General features: G+C 73.0%; 14 protein-coding genes. 11 read left to right on the top strand and 3 right to left on the bottom strand.

Annotated features, from left to right (window positions below; all coding sequences use genetic code 11):
* Nucleotides 1-138: 138 nt before the first annotated feature.
* From WME73_RS28600 to alaS, 3 genes are all read left to right on the top strand, one after another.
* Nucleotides 139-2346, top strand: coding sequence for a TIGR04551 family protein (locus tag WME73_RS28600; RefSeq protein ID WP_437739552.1), 2208 nt, complete (start codon nucleotides 139-141; stop codon nucleotides 2344-2346).
* A 272-nt stretch (nucleotides 2347-2618) separates the two neighbouring features.
* Nucleotides 2619-3458, top strand: a complete 840-nt coding sequence (locus WME73_RS28595) for a HEAT repeat domain-containing protein (RefSeq protein WP_437739551.1) — start codon at nucleotides 2619-2621, stop codon at nucleotides 3456-3458.
* 178 nt (nucleotides 3459-3636) lie between these two features.
* The gene (gene alaS / locus WME73_RS28590) at nucleotides 3637-6393 is read left to right on the top strand and encodes an alanine--tRNA ligase (RefSeq protein ID WP_437911583.1); all 2757 of its coding nucleotides are present in this window, start codon (nucleotides 3637-3639) and stop codon (nucleotides 6391-6393) included.
* A 33-nt stretch (nucleotides 6394-6426) separates the two neighbouring features.
* Here alaS and WME73_RS28585 read toward each other — a convergent pair whose 3' ends face one another.
* On the bottom strand, nucleotides 6427-6825 hold the full coding sequence (locus WME73_RS28585; RefSeq protein WP_437739549.1) for a hypothetical protein: 399 nt from the start codon (nucleotides 6823-6825) through the stop codon (nucleotides 6427-6429).
* An 857-nt stretch (nucleotides 6826-7682) separates the two neighbouring features.
* On the opposite strand from WME73_RS28585, the gene WME73_RS28580 reads away from it, so the two are divergent.
* The 3 genes from WME73_RS28580 to WME73_RS28570 all read left to right on the top strand — a co-directional run bounded on the left by WME73_RS28580 (nucleotide 7683) and on the right by WME73_RS28570 (nucleotide 12276).
* Nucleotides 7683-9563, top strand: a complete 1881-nt coding sequence (locus tag WME73_RS28580) for an HTH domain-containing protein (protein WP_437911582.1) — start codon at nucleotides 7683-7685, stop codon at nucleotides 9561-9563.
* A 194-nt stretch (nucleotides 9564-9757) separates the two neighbouring features.
* Nucleotides 9758-10645 carry a LolA family protein gene (locus WME73_RS28575; protein WP_437739547.1) on the top strand — a complete coding sequence of 296 codons (888 nt, stop codon included), beginning with the start codon at nucleotides 9758-9760 and terminating at the stop codon, nucleotides 10643-10645.
* Nucleotides 10646-10806: 161 nt separating this feature from the next.
* Complete coding sequence (locus tag WME73_RS28570) at nucleotides 10807-12276, top strand: protein kinase domain-containing protein (protein WP_437911581.1); 1470 nt, start codon at nucleotides 10807-10809, stop codon at nucleotides 12274-12276.
* 30 nt (nucleotides 12277-12306) lie between these two features.
* Here WME73_RS28570 and WME73_RS28565 read toward each other — a convergent pair whose 3' ends face one another.
* Together WME73_RS28565 and WME73_RS28560 are read right to left on the bottom strand one after the other, a co-directional pair.
* Complete coding sequence (locus tag WME73_RS28565) at nucleotides 12307-13101, bottom strand: glycerophosphodiester phosphodiesterase (RefSeq protein WP_437739545.1); 795 nt, start codon at nucleotides 13099-13101, stop codon at nucleotides 12307-12309.
* The gene (locus WME73_RS28560) at nucleotides 13098-14102 is read right to left on the bottom strand and encodes a hypothetical protein (RefSeq protein WP_437739544.1); all 1005 of its coding nucleotides are present in this window, start codon (nucleotides 14100-14102) and stop codon (nucleotides 13098-13100) included. Before WME73_RS28560 ends, WME73_RS28565 begins: the two co-directional genes overlap by 4 nt.
* A gap of 79 nt (nucleotides 14103-14181) precedes the next feature.
* On the opposite strand from WME73_RS28560, the gene WME73_RS28555 reads away from it, so the two are divergent.
* From WME73_RS28555 to WME73_RS28535, 5 genes are all read left to right on the top strand, one after another.
* Complete coding sequence (locus WME73_RS28555; protein WP_437739543.1) at nucleotides 14182-14931, top strand: hypothetical protein; 750 nt, start codon at nucleotides 14182-14184, stop codon at nucleotides 14929-14931.
* A 96-nt stretch (nucleotides 14932-15027) separates the two neighbouring features.
* On the top strand, nucleotides 15028-15999 hold the full coding sequence (locus tag WME73_RS28550) for a DNA-processing protein DprA (protein WP_437739542.1): 972 nt from the start codon (nucleotides 15028-15030) through the stop codon (nucleotides 15997-15999).
* Between the two features lie 127 nt (nucleotides 16000-16126).
* Nucleotides 16127-18757 carry a type I DNA topoisomerase gene (gene topA, locus WME73_RS28545; RefSeq protein ID WP_437911580.1) on the top strand — a complete coding sequence of 877 codons (2631 nt, stop codon included), beginning with the start codon at nucleotides 16127-16129 and terminating at the stop codon, nucleotides 18755-18757.
* A 34-nt stretch (nucleotides 18758-18791) separates the two neighbouring features.
* A complete protein-coding gene (gene trmFO, locus WME73_RS28540) occupies nucleotides 18792-20207 on the top strand; it encodes a methylenetetrahydrofolate--tRNA-(uracil(54)-C(5))-methyltransferase (FADH(2)-oxidizing) TrmFO (RefSeq protein WP_437739540.1) in 1416 nt (471 codons plus the stop codon).
* A gap of 149 nt (nucleotides 20208-20356) precedes the next feature.
* Nucleotides 20357-21844 (top strand): DUF2330 domain-containing protein, encoded by a 1488-nt coding sequence (locus WME73_RS28535; RefSeq protein WP_437739539.1) that lies wholly within the window; start codon nucleotides 20357-20359, stop codon nucleotides 21842-21844.
* Nucleotides 21845-21970 lie beyond the last annotated feature (126 nt).

Below are 21970 nucleotides of genomic sequence, written 5' to 3'. Positions count from 1 at the left end.
AGGGCCCGGGGCCGAGCGGTGCCTTGACCACACAGGCCGGGCGTGAGACATCGGCCCCCGGCCTCCGGGTCACCGAGAGCTCGGATCTTCAACCTCTTCCTGCGCGCGGGGCGAAAACGCGCGAACGAAACCAAGCAGATGCCCATCTCGTCGCGGTCTCCGGGTACGTCGTGCCGCCCTGGCACCCCTCGCCGTCGCCTCCGGTCGGGCCTCGCGCTCGCGCTCGTGCTGGGCGCGTCTTCCGCGTCCGCCCAGCCGGCACGCCGGCCGGCCCAGCCCGCCGCGCCGGCCCAGCCCGGCGCAGCGCAGCCCGGCGCAGCGCAGCCCGCCGCACCGGCCCAGCCCGCCGCGCCGGCCCAGCCCGGCGCAGCGCCGGCCGCCGCGCCGGCCCAGCCCGGCGCGACGCCCGCGCAGCCCGGCGCGGCGCCGGCCGGCGCCGAGACGCCCGAACCCCCGGCGGCGCGCCAGCCGCTCCTGCCGCCGGCCGACACGGCCGCTCCCTCCGCGCCGCAGCCGGCCACGCCGGCGGCCTCGGAGGCGCCCGCAGCCGCTGCGGCGGCCGAGCAGCCCGAGCGACAGGCGATCCAGGCGGAGATCGGCGCCCGGCCCAGCGAGGTCTACGCCGAGGACTGGTGGTCCCACGCGCGACCGACGTTCGAGTTCCACGGCTACTACCGGCTCCGTTGGGAGCTCTTCAACAGCTTCGCCCTCGGCCGCATCGACCCCCGCAATGAGGCGCTCTGGCCGCAGCCGGCCGACGACTCCTACAAGGGGAACGCGGTCTCGCTCTGCAACCCGAGCGAGACCACGAGCGGCGGCACCCGCTCGTTCGACTCGTGCACGAACGACACCCAGGCCGGCGCGAACATGCGGTTCCGTCTCAATCCCGAGCTGCACATCAGCGACAACCTGCGCATCCTCACTCAGGTCGATCTCCTCGACAACGTGGTGCTCGGCTCGACCCCGGACGGCTACGCGAACCAGCCGGCGGCGGGCGGCGGCTACCAGGTCGCCCGCCGGGGCGGCTACTCGCCGCTCGGGGCCTTCTCCAGCACCCAGTGGGCGCCCAGCGCCGGCATCAACTCGACGAAGGACTCGATCTCCGTCAAGCGGATCTGGGGAGAGTACATGACCCCCGTCGGTCTCCTCCGCTTCGGCCGCATGCCGAACCACTGGGGCCTCGGTATGGTGGCGAACAGCGGTGACGGGTACGACTCAGACTACCAGTCGACCGTCGACCGGCTGATGTTCGTCACCGGCATCAAGAAATACGACATCTACTTCGCCGGTGCGTGGGACTGGGCCAACGAGGGCGCGACGAGCGCGTCGATCCAGGACCTCGAGGGCCAGCCGTACGACCTCGCCCAGTCCGATGACGTCGATCAGTACGTGTTCGTCGCCGTCCGCCGCAAGAATCCCGAGCTCCAGAAGCTCGAGCTCGCCCGCGGCAACATGGTCATGAACGGCGGCGTCTACTTCGCTTACCGGCAGCAGACGCTGGCGAACGACAACACCGCCGGCGACACCACGGCCGACTTGTCGGCGTCGCTCGGCCAGAGCGCCGACAACGTCGCTTCGGGGTACGTGCATCGGGGTGCGGAGATGATCATCCCCGACGTGTGGTTCCAGCTCCTTTACAAGAAGTTCCGCTTCGAGCTCGAGGCGGCGATGATCTACGGATCCCTCGATCTGCGCGGGCAGGACGAGAGCGATTATGCGAACGTCATCTCGCCGAAGGACACCGGCTGGGGCGTCCGGCAGTTCGGGCTCGCCACGCAGGCCGAGCTCACCGAGATGGAGGGCCGGCTGCGCGTCCACTTCGGCTTCGGGTACGCGACCGGCGACGACGACGCGCCCGCCCTCGAGCCGCGGGGGACGCAGCTCGGGGCCATGGATCCCCAGAGCTCGACCGATCGCACGTACTCGACATTCCGCTTCCACCCCGATTACCGGGTCGACCAGATCCTCTTCAGGAACATCCTCTCTCGGGTCCAGGGCGCGTATTATTTCCGCCCTGGCGTCGACTGGGACTTCGCCCGCGACAAGAACGGCCAGCGCGCCGGCGTCGGCGCCGCGGCCATCTGGAGCCGCGCCTCCGAGTTCCTCCAGGCTCCCGGCAACTCCCGGGATCTCGGCATCGAGCTGAACGCGCAGCTGTACTTCCAGTCCAAGGACGGGACGCTCAACGACGACCCCGACAAGATGGGCGGCTTCTACACGGCGGTGCAGTACGGCGTGCTGTTTCCTCTCGGCGGGCTCGGCCAGCTCAGGGGTGAAGACGCGGTCCAGAAGATCGATCTCGAGACCGCACAGACGGTGCGCTGGTATCTCGGTATCCTCTTCTGAGCCGAACCCGCCCGACGCTCAGCCAGCCTCGCGCGTCGCCGCGTGTCTGGAAATGAGCGCTCGGGGCGGCGAAGCGGCGCGGAACCGTGCCAAACGGCGACGTCGTCGCTCTCGTCATGAGTCCTGCATGAGCCATCCGGGGCCAAACAGCCCTTGATCTCGCGACCGTCCTGGCCAAGGATAGGATTGTCTGGACGCCAGCGCGTCGCGATACTTCCCTGGTTCACCGAGGAGAACGGGTGGCGTGAGCCGCCGTTCTCCGGAGGGACGTGATGGTTCGTCGTCTCTTCATTGCGATGTTCTTGGCGGCGTCGATGGTGCTCGGGTCGACCGCCCTGTCCGTCGCCCAGGACGCAGACACGTCCGCTTTCCGCGACATCGCGGTCGGCAAGGACTATCGGCTCCGTGTCGCGGCGGCGCTGTCGCTCAGCAGGTCGAAGAGCCCCGGCGCGCGGCCCGCCCTCGAGAAGGCGCTCAGGGATCCGCACCCGGCGGTGCGCGCGTCGGCCGCGGCGGCGCTCGGCGCGCTGGGCAACCCCGCGGCGGTCCCGGCGCTCAAGGCGGCGCTCAACCTCGAGCCTGCCCCCAACCTGAAGCGCCCGATCGCGGCCGCCATCGAGAAGCTGTCGCGCTCGTCGTCCAGGGCGCGCTTCCTGGTCAGCCTGGGCAAGTTCGAGAACCGCTCCGGCGTGAAGGACGCGAAGCTCGGATCGCAGCTCAAGCAGCAGACGCGCAACCGCGTGGCGCAGTTCGCCGACATCGAGATCGTGGCCGACGGCACGGACTTGGCTGCGGAAGGCAAGAGCCGCAAGCTGCCGGCCTTCACGCTGGACGGCTCGGTCACGCACCTGAGCAAGCGCCATGGGGCGGACGGGGTCGGCTTCGCCGCCAAGGTCGAGTACGTGATCCGCGAGATGCCGAGCCAGACGCTGAAGGGCTCGATGACCGGCTCGGCCCAGGCGCTCGCCGAGGCGAAGCGCGTCCAGGGCCTGAGGGAGCTCGCCCAGCTGCAGAGCGACGCCGTCGCGGGCGCGATCGAGAGCGCGCTCCAGAGGGCGCCGCTCGCCCTCGAGGCCGCCTCCGGCAGCAGCGTCGTCGCCTCCGGCCGCTGACCCGGCGGTCCCGCCTCGCCGGCGTGGGCCGGCGCGCCCAGCGGGCCCGGCGCGGGCCGGCTCGCACGCCGGCCCGGCGCAAACCGGCCCGGCGCGCGCGTCGTCGGCGGCGGCGTCGCGGGCGCGCGTCGAGCAGGCGGAAGCCGCTCTCCGGTCGTGCTAGACCGCGCGTCCTCCTATGTCCATCGCAACGCCTGCCAGCTCTGACCTGCTCCGCCGCACATTCCTCGAGTTCTTCGCCCAGCGCGGGCACGAGATCGTCCCGAGCGCGCCGCTCGTGCCCCAGAACGATCCGACGCTGATGTTCGTGAACGCGGGCATGGTGCAGTTCAAGGACGTCTTCACGGGCAAGGACAGGCGCCCGTACCAGCGCGCCGCATCGAGCCAGAAGTGCATCCGGATCAGCGGCAAGCACAACGATCTCGAGAACGTCGGCGTCACCGCGCGCCACCAGACGTTCTTCGAGATGCTCGGCAACTTCAGCTTTGGCGACTACTTCAAGGAAGACGCGATCGCCTTCGCCTGGGAGCTCCTGACGAAGGTCTACGATATCTCGCCGTCGCGGCTCGTGGTCACCATCTACAACGGCGAGGGGGGCTTCCCGGCCGACGACGAGGCCGCGGCGATCTGGCGCAAGGTCACGGGCTTCGGCGACGACCGGATCCTCCGGCTCGGCCTGGCCGACAACTTCTGGACGATGGGTGACGTCGGCCCGTGCGGCCCCTGCTCGGAGATCCACTTCTTCCACGGGAAGGAGCCCGACGTCGCGCGCTTCGGCGAGGAGCCGCGCATCGACGGCACGGGCTGGACCGAGATCTGGAACAACGTGTTCATGCAGTACGAGCGCATCGAGAAGGACGGCCCGCTCGTGCCCCTGCCGGCGCCGAGCATCGACACCGGCATGGGCCTGGAGCGGCTCGCGAGCGTGCTCCAGGGCGTGACGTCGAACTACGACACGGACCTGCTCCGCGGGCTCGTCGACAAGGCCGCCGAGCTCAGCGGCAAGCCGTACACGGGGGGCAGCGCCGACGACGACGTGTCGATGCGGGTCATCGCGGATCACGCGCGGACGGCCGCGTTCCTGATGGCCGAGGGGGTGATGCCCGAGCGGCAGCGGCGCGAGTACGTACTCCGCCGGGTGATGCGCCGCGCGATCCGCCACGGGCACCGGCTCGGGATCGAGCGGCCGTTCCTTCACGAGGTCGCGCTCGAGGTGGTCCGCCGGATGGGCGAGACGTACCCCGAGCTCCGCGACCGGCGAGAGCTCATCGCCCGTGTCACCGAGGACGAGGAGGTCCGCTTCCGCTCCACGCTGAAGCGCGGGATGAAGATCCTCGACGAGCGCTTCGACGAGATGCGCTCGTCCGGCGAGCGGACGCTCCCGGCCGCCGCCGCGGCCGATCTCTACACCACCTATGGCTTCCCGCTCGATCTGACCCAGGTCATCTGCGCGGAGTCGAACTTCGGCGTCGACGTCCAGGGGGCCGAGGCGATCATCAAGGGCGCCGGCGAGGCGGACGGCCCGATCGATCCGACAGCCGCGGTGGACCCAGCGCACCGCGAGGCCCGCGCCAAGCTCGCGCAGCCGGTGGTGTTCACGGGTTACGAGCACGAGGAGGGCGACAGCGAGATCGTCGCGATCGTCCGGGTCGACGTCCAGGGCGAAGGCGACCGGGCGCGCAAGGTCCGTGCGCTGGTCGAGCGCGCGGAGGCGGGGGCGACGGTCGAGATCGTCGTGCGCGAGACGCCGTTCTACGCCGAGTCGGGCGGTCAGGTCGGCGACGTCGGCGAGGTGACGGCGGACGGGGCGCGCGTCGAGGTGAAGGACACGCAGAAGCCGCTCGCCGGGCTGGTCGTGCACGAGGGCGTGGTCAGCGAGGGGGCGCTCGCCGTGGGGCAGCGCGTCCACCTGACGGTGGACCACGCGGCGCGGTCGGCGACGCGGCGCAACCACTCGGCCACCCACGTCCTGCACTGGGCGCTGCGCAAGGTGCTCGGTGAGCACGCGCAGCAGAAGGGCTCGCGGGTCGGCCCGGACGTCCTCCGCTTCGACTTCACGCACAACCGGCCCCTCACCCGCGAGGAGATCTCGCGGATCGAGGATCTGGTGAACGAGAAGATCCTGACGAACGCGAAGGTGACGACCGAGATCCTGCCGATGGACGAGGCGCGGCGGCGGGGCGCGATGGCGATCTTCGAGGAGAAGTACGGCGACACGGTGCGGATGCTCACGATGACGCCCGAGGTGGTGGAGCTCTGCGGCGGCACGCACGCGTGCGCGCTGGGGGACATCGGGCTGTTCAAGATCACGAGCGAGGGCGGCGTGGCCGCGGGCGTGCGGCGGATCCTCGCGTCGACGGGGCTGAACGCGCTCGCGTACGCGCGGGGCGTCGAGGCCGAGCTCGCCCGGGCGCGCCAGGTAGCGAAGGCGCAGGGCGGCGATCTCGCCGAGAAGATCGGGAAGATCGTGGCGCACGAGCGGGAGCTCGAGAAGAAGGTCGCCGAGCTCGAGCGACGGATCCTGGAGGGGGCGGGCCCTGCGCAGGGCGGCGGCGGCGGCGGCGGCATCGACGCGATGCTGGACGGCGCCCGGGACATCGCCGGGATCAAGGTGCTCGCGCGCCGGGTGCCGGACGGCACCAACCCGGGCGCGCTGCGCGATCTCGCGGAGAAGCTGCGCGACAAGCTCGGCGATCGCTCGGCGGTGCTGCTCGGCGCGGTCGTGGGCGACAAGGCGCAGCTCGCCGTGATGCTCTCGAAGTCCGCGACCGAGCGGCTCAAGGCCGGCGAGCTCATCAAGCCGATCGCCCGCATCGTGGGCGGCTCCGGCGGCGGCCGCCCGGACATGGCGCAGGCCGGCGGGACCGACGTGGCGCAGCTCGATGCGGCGATCGCGGCGCTCTACACCGAGGTCGAGCGGGCGCTCGCGCCGTAGCGCGCGTTGCCTGCGCCCTGCCGGGACAGTCGTTCAGGCGTCACGCCACTTGGTGCGGGCGAGCGGGAGCAGCTTCGGGGCCTTCCCGCCCCGCGCGGGGCGCGCCGGCAGCCGCGCTGGTTCGCCCGGCGCGGCCGCCCGGGGCCGCGCGCCGCGGGCGTGAGCGCCGATGGTCGCGCGCACGATCGGCGGCAGGAACACGGACTCCAGATCGACGCGCGCGAGCGCGGCCGCGACCGTGGCGATACGATCCGGCAGCGACGCGTTGGCGTCGACCAGGATGATCCGCCGGCCGAGCACCGTGCAGAGCCCGCCCCGCGGATTGCGCGCGTCCGACAGGTGCGGATCGAACGCTTCCATCCTGACGGCGATGCCGACCTTGTCCGCCGCCAGGGTGAGCTCGTCGAGCAACCGCGAAAGCTCCACCCACATAGCGTAACCCTCCTGTCCGGCAGATGGCAAAGCGCAAAAGCGCTGTTGCCCGCGCCGCGCCGCGCCACCGCTGGCCGGGCGAGCCGCGGCCGTGACGACCGCGCGACGATCGGGGTGCGCCGTCCAGGAGCGCCCGTCCACGCCCGGTCACACGCGGTTGGGCGTGGTTGCGCACGGTTACGCTTGATTGCGCATGATCACGCGCGGTTGCGCATGATTGCGCGCGGTCATGTACGGTGATGCCCGGTCCGTCCGCCGCGCTCCGGCCAATCGCTTCCTCCATCATCGCATGGCGCTCCTCGGCCGCGCGGTGGTGGTGCGGTCGTGCGGCGATGCGGTGAGTTGAGGGAGAGCCTTCGACTCCTGGACTCCCGGACCTATCGACACACTCAACACCTCAACGGATCAACGCATCAACTCCTCTTCTCCCGTGGTCTTCTCCCGTGCTCCGGACTGGCCGACATCCGCTCACGAGCCACATCGATGCTCATCCAGGGGCCCGCGCGCGCCGTTGACTGCGCGCCGAGCGTTCATCCAGGCTGCCGTTGCCGGCCGCCGCGCGCTCGCCTCGGCGCGGCGCCCGGTCGATCCGGGCCTCGCGCCGCCCGGCCCCCGGTTCCGTGCCCTAGAGGTCGGTCAGCGGCTTCTCTTGAGCCGGATCGCGCGTCCCGTTGACCGCCGTTTCCGAGCATGCTACGAGCAGGCCGTTCCGCGCGTCGTGGTCGAGTGGGAGCGAATGTGCGTTTCCCGGCTGCGGTGGGGTATCCCGCGCGCTTCGTCAGCCACTTTGGACGGGGCGGCCGCGATGGGGACGACGAGGGCGCCCGCCGGGCGGCGCGCCCGAAGGGCGAACAAAGATGACGTTCACGGATGCAGCCGCCGAGGTGCTTCGCCTCATCGGTAGACCGCTTCACTATAAAGAGATCACCGATATCGCGATCGAGAAGAACCTCCTTAGCCACGTTGGAAAGAGCCCAGAGGTGACGATGGGCGCCCGCCTGGCGGCGACGTTGAAGAAGGACACGGCGGACAACCCCCTGGTGCGCGTGAAGCCGGGCGTGTTCGCGCTGCGCGAGTGGGACGAGAAGACCATCAAGTCCGGGCTCGACGGCAAGAAGGCGAAGCGCGGCGGAAAGCCCGAGGCGGCCAAGGCGCGCAAGGACGAGGAGCAGCCGACCCTGTTCGATGCGGGCGCCGACGACGACGCGGTGGAAGAGAGCGATCTTGGCGCTCCCGCGGAGCTCGAGGCGGAGCGCGGCGCGGTCGAGGTCGAGGGCAGAGCCGCCGCCGCGGCGGCGCAGGCTGCGCCTGCGATCGACGATGAGGACGAGGACGACGAGAAGGTCGCGGCCGGCGCGACGAGCGCGGCCGGGCTGAACGGCGTGGAGATCGCGGCAGCGCGCGAGCCCGTGCCGCCGCCGGCGCCGTCGTCCCCGCGCGCCGCGAGCACGTACATCGACGAGGAAGAGGGCGAGCTCGACGACGCGGAGCCGCCGGGCCCGGACGAGGCGATGCGGGCCGAGGCCGTCGCCGGCGCCGCGGAGCTCTTCGACGAAGAGGACGACGACGATCAGCCGATCCTCGGCGGCGAGGACCGCGCGACGCCCGGCTCGTCGGGCGAGCAGGGCGAGGGCCGCCGCCGCCGCCGCCGTCGCCGCCGCGGCCGCGGGACCGCGGAGGCCAACCCGAGCACCGGTGGGCTGCCTTCCTACGTCGCGACGCCGGTGTTCGAGGCGCGGCGCGAGAACGGCCGCGAGCCGCCGCGCTCCGACCGGACCGAGCGCTTCGATCGCCCCGAGCGAGGCGAGCGCACCGACCGGGCCGAGCGCACCGACCGGGTCGAGCGCACCGACCGAGCGGACCGCCCCGACAGCTTCGGCGCCGAGCCCGTCTACCGCGGTCCGCAGGTCATCGAGCTCACGGGCGGCGAAGGGCACGCGCTCGACGACCTCGCCGGCCGTGATCTCGCCGATGCGGTCGCCGGGATCCTCTCGACCTTCGATCGGAACGCGGGCGCGGTCTCGCTCCGGCAGATCGCCGAGACGGCGCAGCGCCGCGGCCGCCTCGCCGGCGACGTGCAGCTCGTGCAGTCCCAGGTCGCGGCCGCCGTGCGCGCCGACAACGCGCGCCGCATCGCCGCGGGGCAGCGGCCCCGCTTCCGCTTCGCCGGCGGCAGGATCGCGCTGACGGACTGGCTGCTGCCGGGCGACCTGGCGCGGCTGGAGCAGGAGGCGCTCGCCGCGGTGGAGCGCTACCGCGATGCCGCGCGGCGCGCCTTCGTGCGCAAGCTCTCCGAGCTCCCGGGCCATGCCTTCGTCGAGATCTGCGTCCTCGCCCTCGAGCGCATCGGCATCGGCCAGCTGCGCGCGGTGCGCCGCGCCGGGGCGCCGGGCGGCGAGAGCCACTTCTCCGGCGCGCTCCGCACGGCGGGTGATGAGATCAAGCTCGCGCTGGTCATCCGGCGGGACGGCCGCGAGGTCGGCCGCGAGCGGGTCACCGAGCTGCGCGGCTCGCTCCACCACTACGGCCCTGCGACCGCCGGCTGGATCCTGACCGCCGGTCAGATGCTCTCCGGTGCGCGCGAAGAGGCCGCGATCGTGGGGACCGCGCCCATCTCCCTCTTTGATGGGCTCGCGGTGGCTCGCCTCTGCGAGGACAACGACGTCGCCGTCCTCCGCGCCCGCCTCCCGATCGCGATCCCCGACGTCGATCTGCTCGAGGCGCTCCGGGCGTCCTGATCCCGCTCGCGCGCGTCCGGCCGGGGGCTCGCTCCGGGCCGGACGCGCGGCCGTCCTCGCCGCCGTCTTCCGGGCCTCGGCCCTCCCTCGACAACCCTCCTCCACGGCCACGCCCCTCGCGCCGCTCCGGCGGATGGGCCCGGCGCCGCTTCCGCGATTGACGGGCTCGGCGATCCTTGCCAGCGTCCGCGCCCATGCGCCATCGCGCGATCGCCTGGGCCGCGCCCCTCGCCGTGCTCGTGACCGGCTGTGCCTCCGTGGATCCGCCCGCGTCCCGGTTCCCGAGCGCCGACGCGGCGCTCGACCGGATGAAGGCCTCCTATGCCTGCGTGAACGGCGTCCAGGGCACCGCCAAGGTCGACCATTTCTCGCGCCAGGGGCGGCTCCGCGGGGACATGTACATCCTCGCGGTCAATCCGGATCGGGTGCGCTTCGACGTGGTGAGCCCGTTCGGCGCGACGCTCTTCACGCTCACGTCGAATGGCACCCAGTTCCAGATGCTCGATGTCCGGGAGAAGCAGTTCCTGCACGGGCCCGCGAGCACGTGCAACCTGGCGCGGCTCACCCAGGTGCCCATCCCCGGGCACGCCCTCGTCTCGCTGCTCCGCGGCGAGGCGCCGGTGCTCGCTCACGAGCCGCACGGCGCCTCGATAGCCTGGGACGGCGACGGGTTCTACCGTGTGCTGATCCAGGGCTCCCGCGACGCGGTGGAGGAGATCCACCTCGAGCCGCACCCCCGCGACTTTCTCGCGCCGTGGAGCCAGCAGCGCCTGCGCGTCCGCGAGGTCCGTGTCGCGCAGCGCGGGACAGACCTCTATCACGTGGAGCTGAGCCATCACGAGGCCATCCGCACCGCGCCGCCGCGCGTCGATCCGGAGGGGATCGACGATCCGATCCCGCCGAGCGGCGGCGCGTGCATGGCCGAGATCCCCCGCTCGATCCGCATGCGGGTGCCCAACACCGAGGACGACATGATCTTTCAGTACAAGGAGGCGAAGTGGAATCCGCCCCTCATCTCGGGGGCGTTCACGCAGCCGGTCCCGGGCGGCGTCGTCCGCCGCCATGTCGATTGCCAGGACTAAGGTGCTCTGAGCAGGCGCGTTCAGGTGGCTCCTGAAAGGACAAAGGACATCACGGGCGGCGCAGGCTGGCTTATGGCAGCGCTCGCCTGATGGCGTGGACGCCGCCCGTTCGAACGTCTAGACAGACGCAATCCACCTCGCCGTGGCGGGAGGAGTCGGCGATGGACGTCGAGCCGGGAACGATCGTCGGCGATAAATACCGCCTGGAAGGGCCGCTCTCGCGGGGCGGGATGGGCTCGGTGTGGCTGGCCCGGCACCTCCAGCTGGGGGCGCCGGCGGCGATCAAGTTCATGGATCCGGAGCACGCGGCCTCGCCGGAGTTCCGCGCGCGCTTCTACCGCGAGGCGCGGACCGCGGCGAACCTCGGTAGCCCGCACGTCGTGAGCGTGCAGGACTACGGGATCTGGGGGACCGTCCCGTACCTCGTCATGGAGCTGCTCCGGGGCGAGGATCTCAGCCGTCGCCTGAGGCGGGTCCGCCGCCTCTCCCTCGCCGAGGCGGCGCGCATCGCGGTCCAGACCGGCAAGGCGCTGCGCCGCGCGCACGAGTGCGGGCTCGTCCACCGCGATCTCAAGCCCGGCAACCTGTTCCTCTCGCGCGTCGACGAGGACGAGGAGATCGTCAAGATCCTCGACTTCGGCATCGCCAAGCAGCTCACCGGCAAGCTCCTCACCGACGAGACCACGAGGACCGGCGAGCTCCTGGGCTCGCCGTTCTACATGAGCCCGGAGCAGGCGCGCGGCGACAGGAACCTCGACGCGCGGAGCGACCTGTGGTCGCTCGGGGTGATCCTCTTCCGCACGGTCACGGGCAAGCTCCCGTTCGAGGGCGACGTGCTCGGCGCGGTCCTGTCGCGCATCCTCGTCGAGCCGATCCCGCTCGCGACGCACCTCGCGCCCGACGTGCCGGCCGATCTCGACGTCTTCTTCCTGCGCGCCCTCTCGCGCGACAGAGCCCAGCGGTTCCAGTCGGCGCAGGAGATGGTGCACGCCTTCGTCGTCGCGGCGGGCGATCCGGGCATCCCGCTGCCCGTGCCCTCGGCGCCGCAGCCGGCGCCCGTGACGTCGCGCACGGGGACGCTGCTCGGGCTGTCGCCGGGCGGCGCCGGCGCGCTGGAGGGCTCAGGGGAGCTCGCCCCGCTCTCCCGACCCGGGGACCAGGGCCCGCGCCCGCGGCAGGACACGCTCGCCTCGCTGGCCGATCCGTCCCAGCCCGGCACGCTGACGGCGGCAGCGGCCGGCGAGGTGCGCGCGGACCGCAGGCCTCACGCGAGCGCGACGCTCCGCTGGCTCGTGGCGTGCGGCGCGCTGTCCGCGATCAGCGCGACGGTCGCGGTCACGGCGCTGCGGCCCGTCGGCGTGGAGGGCGCCGCGCCCCACCACGTGATCGCGCCGATCGAGCCCGAGAGCGTGAGCCCGGCTGCGCCGTCTCTGGAGGTGGTCCGCGCATCGACCCCTGTGATGGCACGCTTGCCCTTGGCCGAGGACGTGCCCGCCGCGGACGCCGCGCTGCTCGCGGCCACGGCGGATCCGGCGGCGTCCGCCGAGCGAAAGGCCCCGCCGGCTGCGTCGGCCCCGCGCCGGGGCCCGCGCCGCTCGCGCGAGATCATCGACCCCTGGCAGCGAAGGTAGCGCGCGGCCGCGCCGGTCCGACGAAGCCGGCTACGCGAGCGCGTCGCGGATGCGGCGCGGCGCGTCGGTGATGAGCCCGTCGACGCCGAGCGCCGCGAGGTCCTGCGCTTCCCGCGGGTCGTTCACGGTCCACACGTTGATCACGCGGCCCTGCCGCTTCAGGAGCGCGATGCGCTCGGGGGACGCGATCGTCCGCTCGATGTGCGCGGCGAGCGCCCCGAGCGCCGGCGCGAGGCGCACGGCCGCGTCGTGGTAGCGGCTCCGGTGCACGAGGAGCGCGCGCGGGACGGCCGGCACCAGGGCGCCGAAGGAGGCGATCATGACCGGATCGAACGACGAGACGAGCAAGGCGTGGCGCGGATCCCAGGCGCGCACGAGCCGCGCGGTCGCGAGCACGACGGCGGTGCGATCGGGCACGTCCCGCTTCATCTCGATGTTGACGGCGAGCCGAAGGCCGCGCGCGAACGCGAGCACCTCGGACAGGAGCGGCACCCGGTCGCCGCGGAGGTCGACCCGCCGGAGCTCGTCCCAGGGGAGCGCCGCGGCGGCGCGCGGGTCCGCGCCCTCGGTCACCCGCGCGAGGTCCGGGTCGTGCAGCGCCACGAGCTCGCCCGAGCCGCACACCCGCACGTCGAGCTCGATCCCGTCGGCCCCCTGCGCCGCGGCTTCCTCGAAGGCGGCGAGGGTGTTCTCCGCGGGGGCGCCCTCGCCGCGCACGCCCCGGTGCCCGAAGAGGAGCGGCGCGCGCGTGGCCGCCGCGCGTGATGACGCTGCCCGCCCCGTCTCGCGCGCGCTCCTGCGGAAGCGCTGCTCGGCCCAGGTCACCGCGCGGGCTCCCCGTCGAGCTCCTCGGCGACGGCGCGGGCCGCCTCGCGCGCGCGCTCGAGCGCGGAGAGCGGGAAGGACGCCGCGCCGACCGCCGGGTGCCCGCCCCCCTCGTAGCGGCGGCAGATGGGGGCGATGTCGCGATCGCGGGGGACGCCGCACCAGGGGTTATAGCCGACCGAGAGCTTGTAGTGCTGCTTCTGCCGGGAGAGCGTGACCGAGTACACGCAGTCCGGGTACATCGCGTACGTCATGAACTTGCCGACCGCCTCGAGCGGCGCGTCGGAGAGGTCGACGAGCACCACGCGGCCGAGCTTCCGCGCGCCGCGCTCGATGCGCGTGACGAACGTCTGCCGCGAGACGGAGAGGGGACGCCAGAGATCCTGGATGTCCGCCTCGCGCGCCACCTCGCTCACCGGCCGCTCGACGAGCCGGGGCACCACGGAGGCGAGGAACGGCCCGTCCCCGTGGTGCTCCACCACGGAGGCGAGCTGCATGATCGGCTCCTCCCGGCTCACGGCGGCCTCGGCCGTGGGGAAGCGCGCGGTGTCGATGAGGTCGGCCCACCGGATGAGCTCATCGGCGCTGGACATCTCGACGCCGAAGTGATCGCGGGCGACGTCCGCGATGAGCTTCGTGCACGAGCCGTAGGCGGCGTCGTAGAAGACGTGAGGCGCGTCGCCCGCGACCTTCGCGCGCGACGCGCCGGCGAGCGCCGCGTCGCGCTCCTCGTCCGAGCCGAACCCGGTGACGTGGTGGTCGAAGTACCACGTCAGCCTCTTCGTCGGCGTGTAGCGGAAGTCGAGGATCGCGTTCTCGTCACCGTCGAGCCACGAAGGCGGGATCATCGTCATGCCCGGGCCGTAGCCGCAGGATCGGTACCGCAGCGCGAGCGGCTCGCCGGGGCGGAGCGCCTGCATCAGGCGGGTGAACAGCGCCGCGCTCGCCATGCCGTCGAAGCAGTGACCATGCGTCGCGACGACGATGTCCCTGGGTTTCATCGGGCGAGTGGGTAGCACGACCCACGGCCGGCCGCTCGCAGGCCGAGCGCGGCGCGGCGGTTCTGGTAGGCTCCGCGCGGTGCGGCGCGCTCTCGCTCTCGTCGAACTGCATCCGTTCGGGCCGGCGCGCCGCCTGCTCGCTACGTCGCTCGCGCTCGCCGCGTCGGCGTGCGGCGGAGGCCGCGCCGAGGTCCTGCGCCCTAGCCCGCCGCCTCCGCCGGCCTCCTCGCCCGCGCCCGACGCGCCGCGGAACCCGCCGCCTCCGCGCGACGCGCCCGAGCCGGACCCGGAGGCGTCGCGCCTGTTCCTGAGCCGCGCGGCGGAGCAGCGGCCCGCGGCCAGCGCGCCGGTGCCGCGCGTGACGGCGCTCGCGCTCGCCAACACCGCGCGCGGGGAGGCGAGGGGCATGGCGCCCCTCGGCGACGTCGTGTCGCTCGCGATCGCGGAAGGGGAGAGCGCCGCGATCCCCGTGCGTGTCCCGCGCGGTGTTGGCGAGTGCGCGGTGTTCATCGCGCAGGGCGGGCTCGGCGTGATCGAGGTCGACCTCTTCGTCACGAAGGGCGCGCCGCCCGCGCTCGAGATCGTCGCCCAGGACGCGGACCGCGGGCCCGTCGCGGTGATCGGCGGCCGGGGAGCGTGCCTCTCGGCCCCCGGCGCCGCGCCGCTCGCCGTGGAGCTCCACGCGCAGGTGCGGCGCGGCGCGGGCGTCGTGCTCGTCCAGGGCTTCCGGGGCGCGCGCCCGGCCCCGCCGCCCGGCGCCGCGCCGCCCGGCGCGACCCCGCCCGACACGGCGCCGCCGAGCGCCGCGCCTCGCGTGCCGCCCCGGTAGCGCGGCGACCGCGCCGGGAGCGGGCGGCCGCGCGCTCCTCGTGCCGCGGTCCTCATTTCGCGCAACTCGTCCCGGGCGTCGGTCGACACGCCGCGTATGGCGTCGATCGAGATCCAGCCCGCAGATCCCTCCTACCCCGCGCAGCTCTGGGCTCTCGTGACGGAGACCGAGGCCGCGCCGCCGACGCTCTATCTCCGCGGCGCGCTCCCGGCGTGCCCGGGCGTCGCGATCGTCGGGACGCGCGCCGCGAGCGACGAGGCGCTCCGGTTCACCCGCGCGCTCGCCGCGGCGCTCGGCGAGGCGGGCTTCTCGATCTGGTCGGGCGGCGCGCGCGGCGTCGACGCGGCCGCGCACGAGGGCGCGCTCGACGCGCGCGCGCCGACGGTCGTCGTCGGCGGCGGCGGCCACGCGCACCCGTACCCGCGCGAGCACGCGGCGCTGTTCGCGCGCGTCCTCGCCGCGGGCGGCGCGCTGCTCGCGCGCGTCCCCGACGACACGCCGCCGCTGCCGGCGCTGTTCCTCCAGCGCAACGCGGTCCTCGCCGCGCTCACGCTCGCGACCGTCGTGGTCGAGGCGGGGATCGAGAGCGGCGCCCGCTCCGCCGCCGCGGCGGCCCGCCGCCTCGGCCGTCACCTCTGCGTCGTCCCCCACGCCCCGTGGAGCCCGCGCGGCGTGGGCTGCGCGCTGGAGCTCGTCTCCGGCGCGCGCCCTATCACGCGCGCGGCCGACGTGATCGACGTTCTCGGCGGGCAGGCGCCTCCGCCCCGCCGGCGAGCGCGGCGCTCGGCGCGCAACAGGCCGCCCGGCGGGGGCACGCTGCCGCTCCCGGAGGCCGCCTTCGGGGCGCGGACGGGCGTTTCGCCCGAGGAAAATGGGCCACCTCCGTCGATGAGCGCGGCCGAACGCGCGGTCCTCGACGCCCTGGACGCCCGGCCGGCGCACGTGGATGAGGTCTGCGAGAGGACGGGGCTTCCGCCCAGACGCGCCGTGGAGGCACTCTTGACGTTGACGCTCCAGGCCGTAGTAGTAGAGGGGCCCGCCGGGTTGTTTCGGCGGGCTCTTCGTTGAAGGGGCGCGCCGGCTCACCCTGCCCAGTGCGGTTTCGGGTGGCCGCCTCCTCGCGGGGGGGCCTCCCTCGCACCGAAGGGCGCCCCTCAATCCTCACAAGCCCGATCTCGTTGCTCAGAAGGTGGTGATGGCCAAGACGCTCGTCATCGTGGAGTCGCCGGCGAAGGCGAAGACCATCAAGAAATATCTCGGCAACGGGTACGAGGTGTTCGCCTCGAAGGGGCACGTCAAGGACCTGCCCAAGAAGCAGAACGCCGTCGACGTGCAGAACGATTTTGCCGAGACTTACGAGGTCATCGAGGGCAAGGAGAAGGTCCTGGAGGAGCTGAAGTCCGCCGCGAAGAGGGCGGACGAGGTGCTGCTGGCGACCGACCCCGATCGCGAAGGGGAGGCGATCGCGTTCCACATCTCGGAGGAGATCAAGAACCCGAAGCTGAAGGTGGCGCGGGTCGAGTTCCACGAGATCACGAAGAAGGGGGTCGACCACGGCGTCCACAACCCCCGCAAGCTCGACGAGAACCTGTACGACGCGCAGCGGGCGCGGCGCGTGCTCGACCGCATCGTCGGCTACGACGTCTCGGCGCTCGTCTGGTCGAAGCTCGCGTTCGGCCTGTCGGCGGGGCGGGTGCAGTCGGTCGCGCTGCGGCTCATCGTGGACCGCGAGCGCGAGGTCGAGGCGTTCGTCCCGGAGGAGTACTGGAACATCGCGGTCGGCCTCGGCGCGGCGAGCCCGCCGCAGCGCGCCCCGTTCGTCGCGAAGCTCGCCTCCGCCGACGGCAAGAAGCTCGAGGTGACGAACGGCGAGGTCGCGGGGAAGGTGCGCGCCGACCTCGAGACCGCCCGCTACAAGGTGGCGAAGGTCGTGCGGCGCGAGCAGAAGCGCAACCCGCCCGCCCCGTACACCACCTCGAAGCTCCAGCAGGACGCGACGAACTACCTGCACTTCGGCGCCAAGCGGACGATGCAGATCGCCCAGGCGCTCTACGAGGGCATCGACCTCAAGCGCGACGGCGGCCCGGTCGGCCTCATCACGTACATGCGTACCGACTCGACGCGCGTCAGCGACGACGCGATCGCCGAGGTGCGCGGCGTGGTCGCGAAGCGGTACGGCAAGGAGTTCGTCCCCGAGCGCCCGAACGTCTACAAGTCGAAGAAGAACGCGCAGGACGCGCACGAGGCGATCCGGCCGACGAGCGTCGAGATCCACCCGGACTCGATCAAGAAGCACCTCAAGGACGAGCAGTACAAGCTGTACAAGCTCATCTGGAACCGCTTCGTCGCCTCGCAGATGACCCCGGCGGTGTACGACCGCACGACGGTCGAGATCGACGTCGCGCCGACGATCGCGGCGCCCGCGTACCGGAGCTACCTCGCCCGGGCGACCGGGCGGATCCTCAGGTTCGCCGGCTGGCTGCAGGTGACCGAGGGCCAGCAGGAGTTCGCCGGCGAGGACGAGAGCGCAGGCGGCGCCGCCGCGGACGGCGGCGCCGCCGCGCCGGCGCCCGAGGCGACCGCCGCCGAGGCGGAGCGCGCGGCGCCGGGGCCCTCGGCCGAGGAGGACTCGGAGGCGCTCCTGCCCGACATGAAGGAGGGCGAGGCGCTCGCCGTGTCGCCCCCGGGGGTCATCACCGACCAGAAGTTCACGCAGCCGCCGCCCCGCTACAACGAGGGCTCGCTCGTGCGCGAGCTGGAGAAGCGCGGCATCGGCCGCCCGTCGACGTACGCGGAGATCATCAGCAAGGTGCAGCAGCGCGCGTACGTCGAGAAGCGGGACGGCGGCGCGTTCCAGCCGACGCTCCTCGGGAAGTTCGTGGTCGACGGGCTCGTCCGGTCGAACCTCGACATCATGGATCCGAACTTCACGGCGCAGATGGAGGAGGAGCTCGACGCGGTCGGCGCCGGCAGCCTGAAGCGCGAGCAGCTGCTCAAGACCTTCTACAAGAAGTTCAGGGAGCAGCTCGACAAGTCGAAGAAGCTCGCGCCGTGGAAGCCCGAGGCAGAGAAGACCGACATCGTCTGCGACGAGTGCGGGTCGATGATGCTCAAGAAGTGGGGCAAGAACGGCTGGTTCTTGAGCTGCGAGCGCTACCCGAAGTGCAAGGCGACGCGCGACCTGTCCGACGCGCGGGGGACCGCCGCCGTCCGCGAGACCGACATCTCGTGCGACAAGTGCGGGAAGCCGATGATCATCAAGACGGGCCGCTTCGGCGACTTCCTGTCGTGCACCGGGTACCCGGCCTGCAAGAACACGCGCCCGGTGCCGCTCGGCGTCGCGTGCCCGAGCTGCGGCGGCGATCTCATCGAGATCCGGCCCCGCAAGAAGGGCGGGCGCACCTTCTACGGCTGCTCCAACTGGAACGCCGAGCAGAAGTGCGAGTTCAAGCTCTGGCAGAAGCCGGTGCCGGTCCCATGCCCGAAGTGCAGCGCGAAGTTCGTCACCCGCACCGCTGGCAAGAAGGCGATGCTCGTCTGCGCGACGAAGGACTGCGGCTTCAAGCAGGAGATCGTCGAGGGGGAAGGGGAGGACGGCGCCGCCGACGGCACCGCCACCCCGGACGCCGCGGCGGTCGTCGCGAGCGCCGCCCCGGCGCCGGCCGCACGGCCCGCGCCGGCGGAGCCCACGCCAGCCGCACGGCCCGCGCCGGCGGAGCCCACGCCAGCCGGCCGGCCCGAGGCCGCGCCGCAGGGCGCTGGTGCGGCCCAGGGGGCCGCCGAAAAGCCCGCGCGGGCCGTGCGCGCCCGCCGCACGGCGAGCTAAGAAGCCCGCGAGACCCCCCACCCTGGTGAGCTGTATGAACGGAGCGGAGAGCCCGCACGACGTCGTCGTCGTCGGAGGCGGCCTGGCCGGTTGCGAGGCGGCGTACCAGCTCGCGCAGCGCGGGCTGCGCGTGCGCCTCGTCGAGATGAAACCTCACCGGCGCACGCCTGCGCAGACGAGCGATCGGCTGGCCGAGCTCGTGTGCTCGAACTCGCTGCGCGGCGCCGCGCTGAGCAACGCGGTGGGGCTCCTCAAGGAGGAGCTCCGGCGCGTGGGCTCGCTCGCCTTGCGGTGCGCCGACGAGACCTCGGTGCCGGCCGGAGGCGCGCTGGCGGTCGACCGCGAGCGGTTCGCCGAGGCGATGACGCGGGCGATCGAGGCCCACCCCCGGATCACCGTCGAGCACCGGGAGGTGACGGAGATCCCCGCCGAGCGGCCCGTGATCCTCGCGACGGGGCCGCTCACCTCCGACGCGCTCGCGGCGAGCCTCGCCGCGGCCGTCGGCGCCGAGCACCTCGCCTACTACGACGCGATCGCGCCGATCGTCAGCGCCGACTCGATCGACTGGTCGCGCGTGTGGAAGCAGTCGCGCTACGGCAAGGGGGGCGCGGTCCGCGGCGAGCGGAGCGCGCAGCTGGAGCGGGCCGCGCCGCCGGAGGACGCGGCCGAGCGCCGCGACGACGCCGAGGCCGGCGACGAGGCGTACGTGAACTGCCCCTTCGACGAGGCGCAGTACAAGGCGTTCGTCCAGGCCCTCGTCGCGTCGGAGAAGGTGGAGGCCCGCGCCTTCGAGGAGGTGCGCTACTTCGAGGGGTGCCTGCCCTGCGAGGTGATGGCTGTGCGCGGCGAGCAGACGCTCGCGTTCGGGCCGATGAAGCCGGTGGGGCTCACCGATCCGCGCACCGGCCGGCGCCCCTACGCGGTGCTCCAGCTGCGCCCGGAGGACGAGGCGGCGACGGCGTACAACCTGGTCGGCTTCCAGACGCGCATGAAGTACGCCGAGCAGCTGCGGGTGTTCCGGATGGTGCCCGGCCTCGAGGAGGCCGAGTTCCTCCGCATGGGCTCCGTGCACCGCAACACCTTCGTCGACGCTCCGGCGCTCCTCGGCCCCGCGATGGAGCTCCGCGCGCTGCCGGGCGTGCACCTGGCCGGCCAGATCTCGGGCGTCGAGGGCTACGTGGAGAGCGCCGCGGCGGGGTTCGTGTGCGCGATCCTCCTCGCGCAGCAGCTGCGGAACGAGCCGCTCCGGCCGCCGCCGCCCACGACGGCGCTCGGCGGCATCCTCACGCACCTCGGCCGGAAGCAGCCCACGTATCAGCCGTCCAACATCACCTGGGCGCACATCGCGCCGCTCGATCCAGCGCACGGCAAGCTGCGCAAGCGCGCCCGCTACGAGGTGATGGCCGAGCGCGCCCTCCGCGACCTCGACGCGTGGTGGGCCGCGGGCTGACGGCGGCTCGCCGGGCGGCGGGCGGCGCGCCAATCGTGCGCGGGCTGCCCGCCGCGCGCAGGCTTGGATAGCCTGGCGGTGGTGCGCCGCGCGCCGCCCGCGCGCTTCGAGAGCCCGCCCGCGCGGACCCGCGCCCATGGAGGTAGCCGATGAAACTTCGCTTGTTTGCGCTCCTTGCGCTCGCCGTTCCTTCCGTGACGCTCCTGTCGCCGCGCGAGGCGCTCGCCTGCGGCGGGTGCTTCGCCCCGCCCACCGAGACGACGGTCGTCAACGCGCACCGGATGGTGCTCTCCGTGTCGCCCGTCCAGTCGGTGCTCTGGGATCAGATCCAGTACTCCGGCGATCCGAGCGCGTTCGGGTGGGTGCTCCCGGTGAAGCGCGGAGCGATTCTCGAGGAAGGCTCGGATGCCTGGTTCGAGACGCTCGACGCGGCCACGTCGGTGCGCATCACCGCGCCGAGCTCCACCTGCGCCCGTAGCGGCGGGGGCTGCGGCGCGACCCTCGGCTCCGCGGATGCGGCGGGGAGGGCGTTCGGCGGCGATGACGTCGTGGTGCTTCACCGCGGCACCGTCGGTCCGTACGACACCGTGACGCTCGCGACCGACACGCCCGGCGTGCTGAACGCCTGGTTCGAGAAGAACGGCTTCAACGTCGACGAGTCGACGCAGCCGATCATCGACGCCTATGTCGACGAGGGCTTCGACTTCATCGCCATCAGGCTCCAGCCGGGCAAGGACGTGAAGGAGATGACGCCGGTGCGGGTCGTCACGCCGGGGGCGAACCCCGCGCTCCCGCTCCGGATGGTCGCCGCCGGGACGGGCGCGAACGTCGCGATCACCCTCTTCACCATCAGCGAGGCACGGCTCGCCCCTGAGGGGTTCGCGGCCGCGGCCGTCCCCATCGACCTCCTCGCGTGGGACTTCGCCTCGCAGGAGTCGAACTACGGCGTGCTCCGCGAGAAGGCGATCGCGGCGGCCGACGGCGGCCGCGCGTTCCTCACCCCCTACGCGCAGCAGGGCTCGCTGTTCTCGCCCGTGTCGAGCCCCGCGGCGCCGTTCGGCGTGCGCTACACAACGAGCGGCTCGACCACCCCGGTCGACACGATCGCCGCCGCGTTCGCCCAGCAGGGGCTCGCCAACGGCGAGACCGGCGAGGTCCAGGACTCCGCGTGCGCCGTGCGCTTCGCCGAGATCGCGACCGAGAGCCGCGCCGTGGCGAACCCGTGCCCGGCCGGCGTCCCGCTGTCGGATCCGAGCTGCGGGGAGGTCGCCTCCGACCAGATCGACGCGCGCGACCTCGCGTGCGGGTCGCTCGACGACCTCGCCATCGCGATGGTCGGCCTGCACCCGAAGGACGTCTGGCTGACTCGCCTGGAGGCGAACCTGCCGCGCGCCGCGCTCGACACGGACCTGGTCCTGAGCCCCGCGCCGCAGGAGCGGGTCGACAACTGGCTGCGCGCCCGCGTCAGCGTCCACGCCGACGTGCTCTGCGGCGCGGCGATCCCGGTCCTCGACGGCGATCGCCCCTCGCGGACCCGCGGGCAGGGCACGCTCGTGGGCATGACGCTCGGCGCCCTCGCCCTCGCGGCGGCGATCGCCCGACGCGGCGCGCGCCGCCTCGCCTCCCGCCCGGCCTGACCGGCGTCTCTCGGCGTCGCGTTCGCGCCGTTCTTCGACGTCGAGCGGCTGCGCGACCTGCAGCGTGAGCAGGGCGGCGCCGGATCGAGGCGCTGAGGAGCGAGGCAACGCCGGCGTTCGCCGGGC

It is taken from the genome of Sorangium sp. So ce302, from assembly GCF_051530145.1.
In the GTDB taxonomy this organism is placed as follows: Bacteria; Myxococcota_A; Polyangia; order Polyangiales; family Polyangiaceae; genus Sorangium; species Sorangium cellulosum_B.
Note: the sequence above shows the minus strand (reverse complement) of the source record. Positions and strands in the feature narration are given on the sequence as shown.

What these genes read in the sequence shown, in the direction of transcription:
- WME73_RS28600 (WP_437739552.1), top strand. Translation starts at nt 139, where the DNA reads ATGCCCATCTCGTCGCGGTCTCCGGGTACGTCGTGCCGCCCTGGCACC.
- WME73_RS28595 (WP_437739551.1), top strand. Translation starts at nt 2,619, where the DNA reads ATGGTTCGTCGTCTCTTCATTGCGATGTTCTTGGCGGCGTCGATGGTG.
- alaS (WP_437911583.1), top strand. Translation starts at nt 3,637, where the DNA reads ATGTCCATCGCAACGCCTGCCAGCTCTGACCTGCTCCGCCGCACATTC.
- WME73_RS28585 (WP_437739549.1), bottom strand. Translation starts at nt 6,825, where the DNA reads ATGTGGGTGGAGCTTTCGCGGTTGCTCGACGAGCTCACCCTGGCGGCG.
- WME73_RS28580 (WP_437911582.1), top strand. Translation starts at nt 7,683, where the DNA reads ATGACGTTCACGGATGCAGCCGCCGAGGTGCTTCGCCTCATCGGTAGA.
- WME73_RS28575 (WP_437739547.1), top strand. Translation starts at nt 9,758, where the DNA reads ATGCGCCATCGCGCGATCGCCTGGGCCGCGCCCCTCGCCGTGCTCGTG.
- WME73_RS28570 (WP_437911581.1), top strand. Translation starts at nt 10,807, where the DNA reads ATGGACGTCGAGCCGGGAACGATCGTCGGCGATAAATACCGCCTGGAA.
- WME73_RS28560 (WP_437739544.1), bottom strand. Translation starts at nt 14,102, where the DNA reads ATGAAACCCAGGGACATCGTCGTCGCGACGCATGGTCACTGCTTCGAC.
- WME73_RS28550 (WP_437739542.1), top strand. Translation starts at nt 15,028, where the DNA reads ATGGCGTCGATCGAGATCCAGCCCGCAGATCCCTCCTACCCCGCGCAG.
- topA (WP_437911580.1), top strand. Translation starts at nt 16,127, where the DNA reads ATGGCCAAGACGCTCGTCATCGTGGAGTCGCCGGCGAAGGCGAAGACC.
- trmFO (WP_437739540.1), top strand. Translation starts at nt 18,792, where the DNA reads ATGAACGGAGCGGAGAGCCCGCACGACGTCGTCGTCGTCGGAGGCGGC.
- WME73_RS28535 (WP_437739539.1), top strand. Translation starts at nt 20,357, where the DNA reads ATGAAACTTCGCTTGTTTGCGCTCCTTGCGCTCGCCGTTCCTTCCGTG.